At 71.6% G+C, this 14,141-nt stretch carries 13 protein-coding genes and 1 pseudogene; 4 read left to right on the top strand and 10 right to left on the bottom strand.

Annotated features, from left to right (window positions below):
• Positions 1 to 134 precede the first annotated feature (134 nt).
• The 6 genes from ABZU91_RS23645 to ABZU91_RS23620 form a co-directional block, all read right to left on the bottom strand.
• Positions 135 to 1,256, bottom strand: coding sequence for a YihY/virulence factor BrkB family protein (locus tag ABZU91_RS23645; protein ID WP_355244265.1), 1,122 nt, complete (start codon positions 1,254 to 1,256; stop codon positions 135 to 137).
• 64 nt (positions 1,257 to 1,320) lie between these two features.
• Positions 1,321 to 2,130 (bottom strand): ABC transporter permease, encoded by an 810-nt coding sequence (locus ABZU91_RS23640; RefSeq protein ID WP_355244262.1) that lies wholly within the window; start codon positions 2,128 to 2,130, stop codon positions 1,321 to 1,323.
• A gap of 8 nt (positions 2,131 to 2,138) precedes the next feature.
• Entirely contained in the window at positions 2,139 to 2,930 is a 792-nt protein-coding gene (locus ABZU91_RS23635) for an ABC transporter permease (protein WP_355244259.1), read from the bottom strand.
• A gap of 204 nt (positions 2,931 to 3,134) precedes the next feature.
• Positions 3,135 to 3,329 (bottom strand): DUF397 domain-containing protein, encoded by a 195-nt coding sequence (locus ABZU91_RS23630; RefSeq protein ID WP_355244256.1) that lies wholly within the window; start codon positions 3,327 to 3,329, stop codon positions 3,135 to 3,137.
• 170 nt (positions 3,330 to 3,499) lie between these two features.
• Positions 3,500 to 3,691 carry a DUF397 domain-containing protein gene (locus tag ABZU91_RS23625; protein ID WP_355244254.1) on the bottom strand — a complete coding sequence of 64 codons (192 nt, stop codon included), beginning with the start codon at positions 3,689 to 3,691 and terminating at the stop codon, positions 3,500 to 3,502.
• Complete coding sequence (locus tag ABZU91_RS23620; RefSeq protein WP_355244252.1) at positions 3,682 to 4,485, bottom strand: helix-turn-helix transcriptional regulator; 804 nt, start codon at positions 4,483 to 4,485, stop codon at positions 3,682 to 3,684. The genes ABZU91_RS23625 and ABZU91_RS23620 overlap by 10 nt, the downstream gene beginning before the upstream one ends.
• A gap of 247 nt (positions 4,486 to 4,732) precedes the next feature.
• Here ABZU91_RS23620 and ABZU91_RS23615 point away from each other — a divergent pair, with 247 nt between their 5' ends.
• Entirely contained in the window at positions 4,733 to 4,939 is a 207-nt protein-coding gene (locus tag ABZU91_RS23615) for a flavin reductase (RefSeq protein ID WP_355244249.1), read from the top strand.
• Positions 4,940 to 5,066: 127 nt separating this feature from the next.
• On the opposite strand, the gene ABZU91_RS23610 is transcribed toward ABZU91_RS23615, so the two are convergent.
• A complete protein-coding gene (locus tag ABZU91_RS23610) occupies positions 5,067 to 5,999 on the bottom strand; it encodes an ABC transporter ATP-binding protein (protein ID WP_355244246.1) in 933 nt (310 codons plus the stop codon).
• A gap of 122 nt (positions 6,000 to 6,121) precedes the next feature.
• Here ABZU91_RS23610 and ABZU91_RS23605 point away from each other — a divergent pair, with 122 nt between their 5' ends.
• Complete coding sequence (locus ABZU91_RS23605; RefSeq protein WP_355244243.1) at positions 6,122 to 8,506, top strand: TRAP transporter fused permease subunit; 2,385 nt, start codon at positions 6,122 to 6,124, stop codon at positions 8,504 to 8,506.
• The gene (locus ABZU91_RS23600; protein ID WP_355244240.1) at positions 8,503 to 9,522 is read left to right on the top strand and encodes a TAXI family TRAP transporter solute-binding subunit; all 1,020 of its coding nucleotides are present in this window, start codon (positions 8,503 to 8,505) and stop codon (positions 9,520 to 9,522) included. Before ABZU91_RS23605 ends, ABZU91_RS23600 begins: the two co-directional genes overlap by 4 nt.
• Positions 9,523 to 9,531: 9 nt before the next feature.
• Here the strand turns inward: ABZU91_RS23600 and ABZU91_RS23595 are convergent, their stop codons facing one another.
• Both ABZU91_RS23595 and dnaG read right to left on the bottom strand, forming a co-directional pair.
• A complete protein-coding gene (locus tag ABZU91_RS23595) occupies positions 9,532 to 10,065 on the bottom strand; it encodes a hypothetical protein (RefSeq protein ID WP_355244237.1) in 534 nt (177 codons plus the stop codon).
• Positions 10,066 to 11,968: pseudogene (dnaG, locus tag ABZU91_RS23590) on the bottom strand (DNA primase). It lies immediately after the preceding gene.
• 114 nt (positions 11,969 to 12,082) lie between these two features.
• Here dnaG and ABZU91_RS23585 point away from each other — a divergent pair.
• On the top strand, positions 12,083 to 13,288 hold the full coding sequence (locus ABZU91_RS23585) for a low temperature requirement protein A (RefSeq protein ID WP_355244234.1): 1,206 nt from the start codon (positions 12,083 to 12,085) through the stop codon (positions 13,286 to 13,288).
• Positions 13,289 to 13,300: 12 nt separating this feature from the next.
• Here ABZU91_RS23585 and ABZU91_RS23580 read toward each other — a convergent pair whose 3' ends face one another.
• Positions 13,301 to 14,131 carry a siderophore-interacting protein gene (locus ABZU91_RS23580; RefSeq protein ID WP_355244231.1) on the bottom strand — a complete coding sequence of 277 codons (831 nt, stop codon included), beginning with the start codon at positions 14,129 to 14,131 and terminating at the stop codon, positions 13,301 to 13,303.
• Positions 14,132 to 14,141 lie beyond the last annotated feature (10 nt).

Here is a 14,141-nt window from a genome sequence, read left to right as displayed (position 1 = left end):
AAAAGCTTAAAGTGGATCAAGAAAAGGATAACGGCGAGCCCGCGGGCGCTCGCGCGCAGTTTCATCGACCGACACGAACCCGCCCCACCAGCGGCTCTTGGCTGGCGGGGCGGGTTCGTGTCGGGTGGGGCGGCTCAGCCGCCCGTGTGCGCGGTGCCCTTCTTGCGTAGCTTGCGGTCGTCGCGCAGCTCCAGGTACGGCTCGTCGTCGACCGGGTGACCGGCCGAGATGGCCCGGCCACGCTCCAACTCCGCGTCGAACTCGGCACCCAGCAGGATCGCGATGTTGGTCAGCCACAACCAGATCAAGAAGATGATCACGCCGGCCAGCGCCCCGTACGTCTTGTTGTACGAGCCGAAGTTGCTCACGTAGAAGGCGAACAGACCGGAGATCAGCAGCCAGATCACCACGGCCAGCACCCCACCGGGGCTGACCCAGCGGAAGCCGCCGTGCCGCGCGTTCGGCGAGGCCCAGTAGAGGATGGCGAACATCAGGCTGACCAGGATCAGCAGCACCGGCCACTTGGCGACGTTCCACACCGCGACCGCAGTGGAGCCGAGGCCGATCGCGTCGCCGACCACCTCGGCCAACCGGCCGGTGAAGACCACGATCACCGCGCTGGCCAGCAGCAGCACCCCGATCACGGCGGTCACGCCGAGCCGGATCGGCAGCGTCTTCCAGATCGGCCGGCCCTCCGGCACGTCGTAGATGGTGTTCGAGGCACGCATGAAGGCGCCCACGTACCCGGACGCGGACCAGAACGCGGCCACCAGACCGATGATCGCGGCGACGCTGGCCAGCCCACCGCTGCCCTGCGCCTGCTTGATCGCCTCCTCGATGATCTTCTGGATGCTGTCGTTGGGCACCGCCTGGTTGACCGTGTCCTTGACGCCCTCGGTGGCGCTGGTGCCCAGCAGGCCGAGAATCGAGATCAGGACCAGCAGCCCGGGGAAGATGGACAGCACCCCGTAGTAGGTGAGCGCCGCCGCCCAGTCGGTCAGGCTGTCGTCCTGGAATTCGCTGACGGTGCGGCGCAACGCCGCCTTCCAGCCACTACCGGGCAGGTCGGTGGGGCTGTCCGGGCCCGCGTCCGGCCCGACCGGCGCGTTGGCACTGTCACGCTCAGTGCGGGCCTGTGTGCGCGGATCATGCTCGCTCCGGCCGTGCTTGCGATCGCGGGCGCTGCTGTCGTGCGCGCTGCTGTCATGCGCGCTGGAGTCGCGCTCGCGCTGGGCGGAAGACTCGTCCGAGGCCATCGCCCCTCCTCATCGTCGGCGGTGTCACCTGCGGACATGCCCCGTCGACGGGCTCGGATAACCCTTACTTGTAGAGCAACCTGCCCATCCGACGCGCGGCCACGCCCAGCCCGACCGTCATCAGCGCCAGCAGGTAGAGCACGTCGAGCAGCCAGAGCCAGCCGCCGACGCCCAACGTGATCCCGCGGATCAGGTGCACCGCCCGGTACAGCGGGGTGACCTCGACCAGCCAGTGCAGCAGCGTCGGATAGGCCTGCGCCGGCACGAACGTGCCCGAGAAGAAGAACAGGGTGAACTGGACCGACCCCACCAGGTCGAAATCCTGCCAACTGCGCATGACCGTGGAGACCGCCATGCCGAGCCCGCCGAACGCGAACCCGACAAGCACCGCCGCCGGCAGCGCGGTGACGGCCCGGGTCACGGTGGTCAGGTCGAGCGCGACCATGACCCCGAGGAACGCGGCCGAGTATGCGCTCCCGCGCAGCATCGCCCACCCCAGCTCACCGAGGGCGATCTCGAACGGCCGTACCGGGGTGGCGATCATCCCGTCGTACAGCTTCATGTACTTCATCTTGCCGAAGAAATTGAACGTGGTCTCCGAGAGCGCCCCGGTCATCGCGGAGGAGGCCAGCATCGCCGGGGCCACGAACTCGGCGTACGACACCAGCCGCCCGTCGGGCAGCGGCAGGTCCCCGACCAGCGTCCCCACCCCCAGGCCGATGGAGAACAGGTAGAGCAGCGGTTCCACGAAGCCGGAGAGCAGCAGCAGCCAGTAGACCGACTTCAGGGCCGCGACGTTGCGCCCGATCACCGACGCCGACCGGCGGGACGCGCCGGAGACGTCGACCAGTCGGGGCAGGACCAGCGTGATCACGAGACCCCCTAGACGACGAGCTTGCGGCGGAAGGTGCGCAGCGCGAGCAGCCACCCGGCGACCGCCCAGGCGGCCAGGTAGAGCAGGTGACCGACGATCGACCACTGTGGGGCGACACCGAGCGTGGCCGCCCGGCACAGGTCGACGGCATGCCAGAGCGGCGTCGCGTACGCCAGCCACCGCAACGCCTCGGGCAGCGACTCGACCGGGAAGAACACCCCGGCGAACAGGCTCATCGGGATGACCGCGAACCGGAACAGCATCGCCAGCCAACTGTCACTGGACACCACCGCGGCGTAGGCGAAGGTCGGCGCGGCCACGGCCAGCCCGAGCAACGCCACCACCGGCAGGGTGACCACCGCCCACGGTGAGCGCAACGCCCCGAACAACCCGGTCACCAGCAGGAACACCGCGATCGAGGTGACCACCCGGAACAGCACGAAGGCCAGGTGCCCGGCCAGGATGTCGCCCACGCGCAGCGGCGACGCGCTCTGCGCCTGGTAGCTCTTGATCCACTGGAAGTTGCTGAACACCGGCCACGTCGAGTCACCCACGGTCACCTGGAGCGCGGTCGAGGCGATCAGCCCGGGGACCAGCCAGTCGAGGTAGGGCACGCCGCCGACACCCTGGTCGATGTAGCCCCCGACGCCCACACCGAAGCCGAGCACGGTCAGCAGCGGCAGGAGGAACGACGAGAAGACCCCGGCCCGCCAGGTGCGGCGCAGCCCCACCAGGTAGTAGCCGAACACCGCGGCCGCCGGCGCCCACGGCGCCCGCGCCCGCTCCGCCACACCCACCATGACCACCCCCGTCCCCGACCTTCCTACCCCCGGGGTACGACAAGTCGCCCGGCCACCCTACGGCGACCCCGTCGACGTGTCGCCGGGGTTTCGGCGGCTCCACGCGCCGTGCCAGCGGCTCTCCCGCGCGACGATCCACTCCAGATCCCCGATGTGGCGGCATCCCATCGCCCGGACACCCCCACATCGGCGACCTGGTGTGGATCACACCCTCCGGGCGGCGCCGGACCCGACGAAGGCGCGCCACGCGTCGGGCGGAAAGACCAGCATCGGCCCGCCCGGGTCCTTGGAGTCACGAACGGCCACGACCTCCGGCAGATTGTCCGCGACCTCCACACACGCGCCGCCGCTGCCGTTGCTGCGAGTGCTCTTGCGCCACCGAGCGCCGGTCAGCTCCATGTCTCCGCCACTTCCTGCGCTTTTGTCGAATGGTTACTGCTGCGCCAGTGCCTCATGGCAGATCAACTCGGCTTCCCGGGAAGCGGTGCGTTCCGATCCCGCAGACGCCCCGGTTTGCGGGAAGCCGAGTGGACCTTGGGACTGTGCGGGCCGCGCGACCGTCCAGCCACCTATCGGACACCGGCACCGAGGCTGACGAACGCGCGCCACGCCTCGGGCTCGAAGACGAGCACCGGGCCATCCGGGTCCTTCGAATCACGTACGGCCACCAGCCCCGAAAGGTTGTCGGCAACCTCCACACAGTTGCCACCGCTGCCGTTGCTGCGACTGCTCTTGCGCCACCGAGCGCCGGTCAATTCCATGTCTCCGCCACTTCCGCGATCAGGTCGAGGGACTGCTGCTGCGATAGTGCCTCACCGCGGATCGACTCCCAGACCTCGACCATCTGCCGGACGTACTCGGACCGGTCGATGACCTGCCCATGACGCTGCCCGTCGAGGTAGACGACATCCTCACCGGTGGCCGTGGTGGCGATCACGAAGGGACCATCGAGCCCAGCGTAAGCACCGGTGGACAGTGGCACTACCTGGATTCTGACCCGAGGCAGGGCCGCGCCGATCTTCGTCAGGTGTCGCAACTGCTCGCACATCACCTCCGGCCCACCGACCTGCCGGCGCAGCACGTACTCGTCGACGACCACGCTGAGCAGCGGTGGCCGGGCCCGGGTGAGAACGCCCTGCCGGTCGATCCGGGCGGTCACCTGCTGCTCGACCTCATCGGCTGCGAAGAGCCCGGCACCGGCCAGGACGGCGCGGGCGTACCCCTCGGTCTGCAACAAGCCCGGCAGGTAGAGCGGCTCGAACGAGCGCAGTGCCGTGGTCTCCTGCTCGATGCCCGCCCAGTCGCGGAACCACGGCACGACGGTCTCCCGGCTGATCCGCCGTTGGATGCGTTCGAACCTGCCGTCGGCCGCGAGCACGACGTCACAGCGACGTGCAAAGTCCAGGCTCGGCCGGCGCTCGGAGGTCTCCACCTTGGCGACCAGCGCACCCGAGTAGCTCAACGCCTCGGCGAGCGCCGCCTGGGACAGGCCACCGGCTGCCCGGGCCAGCCTCAGCTCCTCCGCGAAGTGCTCCAGCATGGACGAACTCTCCACGGACAACCTCCGTACATCTTCGTACCGTGCCGGGCCGACCCTCGTACGCGCCTGTCGTCGGCGCGCGGAACCTCCCACCGTAGTCGGACCATCACCAGACTGTCACGCAGCGGAACCGCTCACGGGAACGGACGGCGGGCGGAACCAGGCCGGGAGCGCCCCGTGACCCCCGATCCGGGGCGCTCCCACCCATCGAGCACACCGGCTACGACCAGGGGAGGCGCCGATGCCCCGCTACCGTCCACACGTGGCGGCGCGTCCGTCGTGGCGCTGCCGGGTCTGCGGCGCGGCGTGGCCGTGCTCGCCGGCACGGCTGGCGCTGCTCGGCGAGTACCGCGAGAACCGGACCGGCCTGCTGGTCTACCTCGCGACGCTGCTCGACGAGGCGGCCGGCGACCTCCCGGACAGCGACCGACTGACCGACCGCTTCCTCAGCTGGGCCAGAGCGCGATGATCGTTGGCTGCTCACCAGCACGACACGCCGGCATGAATGCCGCTGAGCAACCACCGATCGCCCCGGCTCACCCGCACCGGCCGCCGATCGGCGCGGCTCGACCACACCGGCCGCCAATCGCGGCGCTTCAGTCGACGAGGGTGCGGCCGGTCAGGTGCAGGAAGACGTCCTCCAGGCTGCTGCGCCGCACCAGGACGTTGGCGGGCTGCAACCCCAACGCGGTCACCTCGGTGACCGCCGCGTCGCCGTCCGGTACGTAGAGCAGGACCCGGTCGGGCAGCACCTCGACCCGCTCCCCCAGCCCGTCGAGCTTGTCGGCGAACGGCGCCTGCGACTCGGCGGCGAAGCGCAGCTCGACCACCTCGCGGGTGGAGTGTCGTGCGATCAGTGCGCGGGGTGAGCCCTCGGCGACGATCCGCCCACCGTCCATCACCACCAGCCGGTCGCAGAGCTGCTCGGCCTCGTCCATGTAGTGCGTGGTGAGCACCAGCGTGACGCCCTGCTGCTTGAGCCGGAACAGACGCTCCCACACCAGGTGCCGGGCCTGCGGGTCGAGCCCGGTGGTCGGCTCGTCGAGCAGCACGATGTCCGGGTCGTTGACCAGGGCACGGGCGATGGTCAGGCGGCGCTTCATCCCGCCGGAGAGCGGATCGACCCTGCTGTCGGCGCGCTCGGTGAGCTGGACGAAGTCGAGCAGTTCGTCGGCACGCGCCCGCGCCGCCCGCCGGGAGATGCCGAAGTAGCGGGCGTAGACGGTCAGGTTCTCCCGAACGGTCAGCTCCGGGTCGAGGTTGTCGAGCTGGGGGCACACGCCGAGGCGGGCCCGGATCGCCGGCCCGTCGGCCACCGGGTCCAGGTCGAGGATGCGCAGCTCCCCGTCGCTCGGTGGGGAGGTGCAGCCGATCATGCGCATGGTGGACGACTTGCCCGCGCCGTTCGGCCCGAGGAAACCGAACGCCTCACCCGACTGCACCTCGACGTCGATGCCGTCCACGGCGGTGAAGTCACCGAACCGCTTCACCAGCCCACGAGCCCGAATCAGTGGTCGCCCGGTAGTCACCGCCCGACCCTAACCGCCGGGTCCGACACCCCTCCACGCAAATACGCCGCGGCAGACCCGCCGGGAACGAAACGCCGATCAATGCCGCACCGGATCAGCTGATCGACAGGTATCGTCCCCTTGTGTCGCCCGTCAGCTCGCCCGATGGCCCGCCGTCAGCCGCCCGAGCAGCCAACTCATCCGCCGACGGACCTGCCACGAAAGCCGCCGACGAACCCGCCGCAAAGGCCGCCGACGAACCCGCCACGAAGGCCAGCGGCGAACCCGCCACGAAGGCCAGCGGCACAGCCGCCACGAGCACCGGCGACGGACCGCCCCGACCACGCCCACCGGCCGAGTCCTCGTCACCGGCGAAGGGCCACGGGCCGGCCGAGGCGGCCGAGCGCGCGACCCGGGACATGGCGGCCCAGTTCGAGGACGAGAAGCCCGGGCGGGTGCTGTCCGGGCCGGCGGCTCTGCTCCTCGGCACGGTCGCGTTGGCGGTCGGCGCGCTGGCCCTCTGGCAGGTGTTCCGTCCGCTTGCGCAGGGCAGCAAATACTATTTGATCATCTTCCTGGCCGGAGTGCTGCCGCTGGTCTTCCTCGCCTACCCGGCCGACCTGCCGCGCTGGGCCCGTCTGCGCAGGCCACGACGACGCGACGACGACGCCCACCGCGCCGACCAAACCGACCGCGCCGACGACACCGACGACGCCGACCCCGCCGACGACGCCGACCACACCGAGCGCACCGGCAGCACCCGGCCCACCGTCGTCGACTGGCTGCTGGTCGCCCTGACCGTGGCGGCCTGCCTCTACCCCGTCCTGCCGATCACGATCGGCACGGGTGGCGGCGGCTACAACGCGTTCCTCGATCGGCAGGGCCTGCTCGCGCCGACCGACCTGGTGCTCGGCACCGTGCTGCTGCTCCTGCTGCTGGAGGCGTGCCGACGTACGACCGGTTGGATCCTGCCGGCGGTCTGCCTGCTGTTCCTCGGGTACGGCTACTACGGCGGGTTGCTGCCGCAGTCCTGGCCGGTCGCGCACGCGGGGCTCGACTTCAGTCAACTCGTCGACGCGTTCTACAACTCCGACAGCGGCTTCTACGGCACCCCGCTGGACGTGGCCGCGTCGTACATCGTGTTGTTCACCATCTACGGGGCGGTGCTGGAGCTGTCCGGGGCCGGGCGGTTCTTCGTCGACCTGTCGGCTGCCGCGTTCCGTCGCTCCCGTACCGCCGCCGGTCGGACGGCGGTGGCCTCGGGCTTCCTGCTCGGCACGGTCTCCGGCTCCGGCGCGGCGACGACGGTGAGCATCGGCGCGGTCACCTGGCCGCTGCTGCGTCGCGCCGGCTATCCCCCGGAACGCGCCGGCGGCATGCTGGCCGCGGCGGGCGTGGGCGCGATCCTCTCCCCGCCCACCCTGGGTGCGGCGGCGTTCATCATCGCCGAGTACCTGGGCGTCTCGTACCTCGCGGTGCTGGGCTGGGCCACGGTGCCGACGGTGCTCTACTACCTGGGCATCCTGCTCTCCGTGGAGATCGACGCCCGCCGGTCGGGCGTACGACCGGTCGTGCTCGACGTCGGCTCGCCGTGGCGGTTGCTGGGCCGGTTCGGCTACCACTTCGCCTCGTTGATCGCGATCATCGTGTTCCTCGCGGTCGGTGTCTCGGCGACGAGGGCCGTGGTCTTCGCCATCATCCTCACCGCCGCGTTGTCGTGGCTGGACCGCACGCACCGGCTCACCCCGGCCCGGCTGGCGACCGCGCTGGTCACCGGCGTACGCGGGGTCCTCGCCGTCACCGCTGTCTGCGCCGCCGCCGGCATCATCACGGCGACCACCACGAAGACCGGTCTCGGGCCGCAGGCGGCGGCACTGCTGATCGGCGGGGCGCAGGCGGCCACCTCGGACCCGACGCTGGTCCTGGTGCTGACGGCGCTTCTCGCCGCCGTCGCCCTCAGCCTGCTGGGCCTGGCCGTGCCGGTCACCGCCTCGTTCGTGATCGGGTGGGTGATCGTCGGCCCGGCCCTGCTCGACCTGGGCGTGGCCGCGCCCGCCGCGGCGATGTTCGTCTTCTACTTCGCCGTGCTGTCCGAGGTGTCCCCGCCGACCGCGCTCGCGGCCGTGGCCGCCGCCGCCGTCACCGGGGGCCGGCTGGTGCCGACCATGTGGCAGACCCTGCGGTACGCGCTGCCGGCGTACCTGACCCCGATCGCGTTCGTCATCACCCCGACCGGGCTGGGCCTGCTCGGCATCGGCGGTGTCGGGCGGATCGCCGTCGCCGCCGTGGTCACCGCGCTCAGCGTGGCGGTACTCGCCGTCGCCGCCGGTGGCTGGCTGCCCGGTGTGGGCCCGGCCGGCGCGCCGGAGCGGGTGCTCGGCGCGCTCGGCGGGGTCACGCTGCTCTGGCTCGAACCCGTGCCGGTCGCCCTCGGCGCGGCGCTGGCCGCTGTCGCGGCGACGGGTGTTTTCCTGCGCCGCCGATCCGCCGACCGATCATCGCCCCATCCTGTTGAGGAGAGACTGTGAGACGAATCGACGTACGACTCGCGGCGGGTGTGAGCGCGCTCGCCCTCGTCCTGACGGGCGTCACCGGCTGCGGAGGGCAGAAGGGCGGCGCGGCCGAGGACGACACGGCCAGCGCGGTCACCTGCGAGGTGGCCCGGGAGACCCGCGTGGGCATCGCCACCGGCAACTCGACGGGCGTCTACTACGGCGTCGGCAACGCCCTGGCCGGGCAGCTCTCCGGTGCGACAGGCGGCAAGCTCACCGGCACCGCCGCCGAGACCGGCGCGTCGGTGCAGAACGTCGAGCAGTTGGTCGGCGGCCAGTACGACGTGGCGTTCTCGCTTTTCGACACGGCGGTCAACGCGGTCGAGGGCAAGGGCAGCTTCAACGCGCCGCAGCCGGTGCAGGCGTTGGCCCGCCTCTACGACAACTACACGCAGGTGGTGGTCCGCAAGAATTCTCAGATCACCTCGGTGGCCGGCATGCGCGGCAAGCGGATCTCCACGGGCTCCCCGAAGTCCGGCACGGAGGTGATCGCGAACCGGCTACTGGAGGCCGCCGGACTCGACCCGGCCAAGGACGTCCGGGCGCAGCGACTCGACCTCGCGAAGACTGTCGACGGCGTCAAGGACGGCAGCATCGACGGCTTCTTCTGGTCCGGTGGCCTGCCCACCACCGGCGTGACGGACCTGTTCACCACCGCCGGCGACACGGTGACGTTCGTCGACATCTCGCCGCTGCTGCCGAAGCTGACCGCGCTGAGCCCCGGCTACCAGAGCGGCACGATCGGTCGGGACGTGTACCGGACGGCGACCGACACCCCGACCATCGTCGTGCCCAACGTGCTGCTGGTCCGCAAGGACCTGGACGCCAACGTCGCCTGCGCGATCACCCGGACGGTGTTCGACAAGCGCGACGTCCTGGCCCAGGCCAATCCGGCGGCCAAGGGAATCTCGCTGGATAAGGCCCGCAGGACCCTGCCGGTGCCGCTGCACCGGGGCGCCGAGAAGGCGTTGAACGACCTCGGCGCGCGGTGACCCGGCCGTTCAGTCGGCCGGCGCGGTGGCGGCGCGCGCCGCGCTGACCAGACGGTCGGTCTCGGCGAGCAGGGCTTCGTCGTCCGCCGGGGTGCCGGGGTCGGGTCGGACCGTCCAGGTCAGACCGTCCACGCCGGCCACCCGGCGGGCCACGACGCGCGCCGCGCCGCCGGGCACCGGGTGGTGTTCGGTGTACGCGACGGAACGCGTCACCCGGGCCCGTACCTGGTGCGGCAGCTCACCGGGGTCGAGCAGCAGGTACGTCTCGGCCGGCCCGTCGGCGACCACGAGGTAGCCGTCGCGCTCGACGACGGTCTCGGCGGGCGTGACGGTCAGCTCCCGGCCCGACCAGACCGCCTTGATCAGGTCGTGCCAGCCGATGCGGTGCCCGCGCCCGGGCAGCCACAGCCCGAGGTTGCTGGCCACGACCACGCCGTCGCCCTCGCCGTTGCCGACCGCCGCCCACGCGAGTACACGCTCGTCGGCGGCCAACGGCGGCCGGTCGGCCGGAGGCAGCTTCGGCTTACGGCTGAACAGTCCCATCTAGAGCCCTCCCGCGGCCTGCTCGCGCAGCGCCCGGGCGTGCTGTTCCAGTGACAGCAGCTCCCCGAAGGCGGCGAAGTACTCGTCCTTGTTGTTGACCGGGTTGATCCGCTGGATCCGCGACTTCAGATCACGGATGCGGGCCGTCACCGACCCGAACTGCACCCGGGCCATGGTGATCGACACGTAGCGCGGGTCGGGCTCGCCGTCGATGCGCAGCGGCTCCACGGCCAGCTCACCGACCAGCGCCGCGGCGGCCAGGTCGTCGCAGGCGTCGCGGACCTTCTCGATCCAGACCGCGCCACCGGTCGCCGACGCCACGCCGCCGGCCTCGGCGACGGCCGCCCGCACGGCCACGTGCAGCGGGTGGCGATATTCGTTGGCCTCGATCGCGTCGAACATCGGCCCGGCCAGCACCGGCTGTTGCAGGGCGAGCTTCAACGCCTCGCGCTCGACCATCGACTGCGGACTGTCCACCGACACCTCGGGGCGGGTCGGGGCGGGCCGGGCGGCGGGCGCGGCGTCCCGGCCACCGGACGGCGGAGTGTTCGCGGCGGCGAGCACGGCCCGCTGCACCGGCTCGATCTCCATCCCGAGGTCCATGGCGAGCTTGCGGACGTACTCGGGGCGCTTTTCCCGGTCTTTGAGTTGCGCGACAAGCGGCGCGGCCCGGCGCATGGCCTCCACCCGGCCGTCGACGGTGTCCAGGTCGAAGCGGCTGATCTCGTGCCGCAGCGCGAAGTCGACGAGCGGTTCGCGGCGGGCGACCAGGTCGCGCACGGCCAGGTCACCCTTGGCCAGGCGCAGCTCACACGGGTCCATGTTGTCGGGGCTGACGGCGATGAACGTCCGCCCGACGAAGCGCTGGTCGTCGCCGAACGCGCGCAGCGCCGCCTTCTGGCCGGCGGCGTCCCCGTCGAAGGTGAAGATGATCTCGCCGGCCACCGAGTCGGTGTCCAGCAGGAGCCGGCGCAGCACCCCGATGTGGTCCGCGCCGAACGCGGTGCCGCAGGTCGCCACCGCCGTCGGCACGTCGGCCAGGTGACAGGCCATCACGTCGGTGTAGCCCTCGACGACGACCACACGGCCCTGCTTGGCGATCTCCCGCTTGGCCTGGTCGAGGCCGTAGAGCACGTGCGACTTCTTGTAGATCGGCGTCTCGGGGGTGTTCAGGTACTTCGGGCCGTCGTCGTCGTCGAAGAGCTTGCGCGCCCCGAAGCCGATCACGTCGCCCGCCAGATCGCGGATCGGCCAGAGCAGCCGGCGGCGGAACCTGTCGATCAGGCTGCCGGAGCGGGCCTCCCGGGACAGCCCAGCGGTGACCAGCTCCTGGTGGGTGAAGCCCTGCTGACGGAGGTGCTTGGTGAGCAGGTCCCAGCCCTCCGGCGCGAACCCGCACCCGTAGCGCTCGGCGGCGGCCCGGTCGAAGCCCCGTCGGGCCAGGAACTCCCGTGCCGGCCGGGCCCCGGCGGTGCTGAGCTGCGCCCGGTAGAACTCCACGGCGGCGGCGTGCGCGGCGACCAGACGTTGACGCTGGCCCTGCTGCGGGCGCGGACGCGGGGCGCTCCGGTCGTCCTCGACGTAGCGGAGCTGGATGCCGGCGCGCCCGGCCAACCGCTCGACGGACTCGACGAAGCTGAGGTGCTCCGCGTCCATCAGGAACTTGATCGCGTCGCCGCCGGCCCCGCAGCCGAAGCAGTACCAGACGTTGCGGGCCGGCGAGACGTTGAACGACGGGCTCTTCTCGTCGTGGAACGGGCACAGGCCCTTGAGGTTGCCGCCACCGGCGGACTTCAGGGTGACCGTCTCGGAGATCACGTCCCCGATCGAGGTGCGTTCCCGGACCAGCGCGATGTCCTCGTCCCGGATCCGCCCAGCCATGCGCCACCCCCTCGCCGTACATCCTGCCCTGCCGGACCGACGACACGCCCTCCGGGGGACGCCGGTGTGGCGGGGGCCGCCGTCGGACTCGCCCGTTCCGGCCCGGCCGGCGGGTCCGCGCGGGGACCATGACCAGATGGGCAGGGTACGCGCCAACAGGCCCCGACCACCGGACTGGTTGGCCGGCCGGCTGCGGATACGGGGGCGGGGCCCGCAGGCCGACGGGGCCGGCGAGGCCGGCGAGGCCGGCGAACGGCACGCAACCTGGCTGGAGCTGTTCCTCGACCTCATCTTCGTGTACGCGCTGGCGGCGGTGACACGCCGGTTGGGCGACGATCCCACCCCGTCGCCGAGCGCCGTGCTGGCCGTGCTGGGGCTCTTCGTCGTGGTCCAGTGGGCCTGGTTGGGCCAGGTGTTCTACGACACCCGCTTCGACCCGGACGACGTACCGCACCGGATCCTGGTGCTGGTCGCGCTGGTCGGCGCGGGGACGATCACGCTCGGGGTGGACGAGGTGCCGGAGAGCGTGCTCCTGCCGGTGGGCTACCTGATCGTGCGGGGCGTGCTGCTCCTGCTGTACGTCCGCGCCCGGCCGACCGGCCCGATGTCCCGTACGGTGACCACGATCTACCTGCTCGGCTTCGGGTCGGGCTGGCTGATCTGGCTGGCCTCGCTGGCCGCACCCACCGACACGCGCCCGACGTTGTGGATCGTCGCGATGCTCATCGAGCTGGCCACCCCGTGGGTCGGCAAGCGCTGGCTGAACCGGTTTCCGGTCGACGACCAGCACCTGCCGGAACGGATCGGGCAGTTCACCATCATCGTGCTGGGCAGCGCGCTGGCCAGCCTCCTCTTCGCGGTGCCCGACCATCCCCGGCCGCACATGATCGTCACGGCGGGACTGGCCTTCCTGGTGCCGGCGGCCGTCTGGTGGGTCTACACCACGTTCGTCACCACCCGCGAATCACAGCGACGGCTGCGCGGCGGCCAGACGTACGCCTACCTGCACATCCCGCTCGGCGGCGCGCTACTGCTGCTCGGCTGGGCGCTCGGGCAGATGGTCCGGCTGGCCGACGACGAGGTGGTCCGGCTGCCGATGGAGCTGCGGCTCCTGCTGGCCGCCTCGCTCACCGTCTGGATGCTCTGCGGGCTGGCGCTGCACTCGGTGTGGAACCGGCCGAGCATCGGTCGTCTGGGCATCGCCGGCTACGGCGTGGGCTCGGCCATCCTCATCACCGCGGCGGTGCACGGGACGAAGCTGATGCTGGCCCTGCTCTCCGTGGCGGTCGTCGGGTACGCGGTGCTGCTCACCCGACGACTCACCGCGACGGCCGAGGACTGAGCTGGCCGACGCTCACGCGGCGGCCGGCTCCTCGGCGGCGACCTGCCGGTTCCAGTCGGCCTTCGAGGAGCGCCAGCCCTCGTCGTCCATGCCCCGCCGCCAGTAGCCGGAGATGGAGAGCCGGTCGAGGGGCACCCCGCGCTCGCCGCGCAGCAGTCGGCGCAGGTCCCGGACGAAGGCCGCTTCGCCGTGCACGAAGGCGTGCACCTGACCGGCCGGGAACTCCAGCGCGCGCACCGCGTCGACAAGTGCCTCGCCCACCGGGCGTTCGCCGCGGTGCAGCCAGGTGAGCGTGACCGCTCCGGGGCTGAGCAGCTTCTGCTCGTCCGCCGGGTCGGCGATCTCCACGAAGACGTGTGCCGGCGCGCCCAGCGGCAGCCGCTCCAGCGCGGCGGCGATCGCCGGGAGGGCACTCTCGTCGCCGACCAGGAGGTGCCAGTCCGCGTCCGGGTCCGGCGCGTACGCCCCGCCGGGGCCGACGAAGTGCACCGGATCGCCCGGCCGCAGCGCTGCGGCCCACGGGCCGGCCAGCCCCTCGTCGCCGTGGTACACCACGTCCACGGTCAGCTCCCCGGCCAGCGGGTCCCACCGTCGCACGGTGTACGCCCGCAGCCGGGGCCACTGCTCGCGGGGCATGTCGCGGCGGATCGCGGCGAGGTCCAGCGGCTGCGGGTACGCGACGCCGGCGTGCGGAAAGACCAGCTTGATGTAGTGGTCGGTGAACTCGCCCACCGGCAGGCCGGCCAGCTCGTCACCGCCGAGGACGAGCCGGATCAGGTGCGGGGTGGGTCGCTCGGTGCGCAGCACCTGGACCGAGGTGACGTTCCTGGGGCGTTCCGTCATGCACTTAGGT

Origin of the sequence: Micromonospora sp. NPDC005174 (assembly GCF_040608495.1) — a bacterium.
Classification (GTDB): Bacteria; Actinomycetota; Actinomycetes; order Mycobacteriales; family Micromonosporaceae; genus Micromonospora.
Note: the sequence above shows the minus strand (reverse complement) of the source record. Positions and strands in the feature narration are given on the sequence as shown.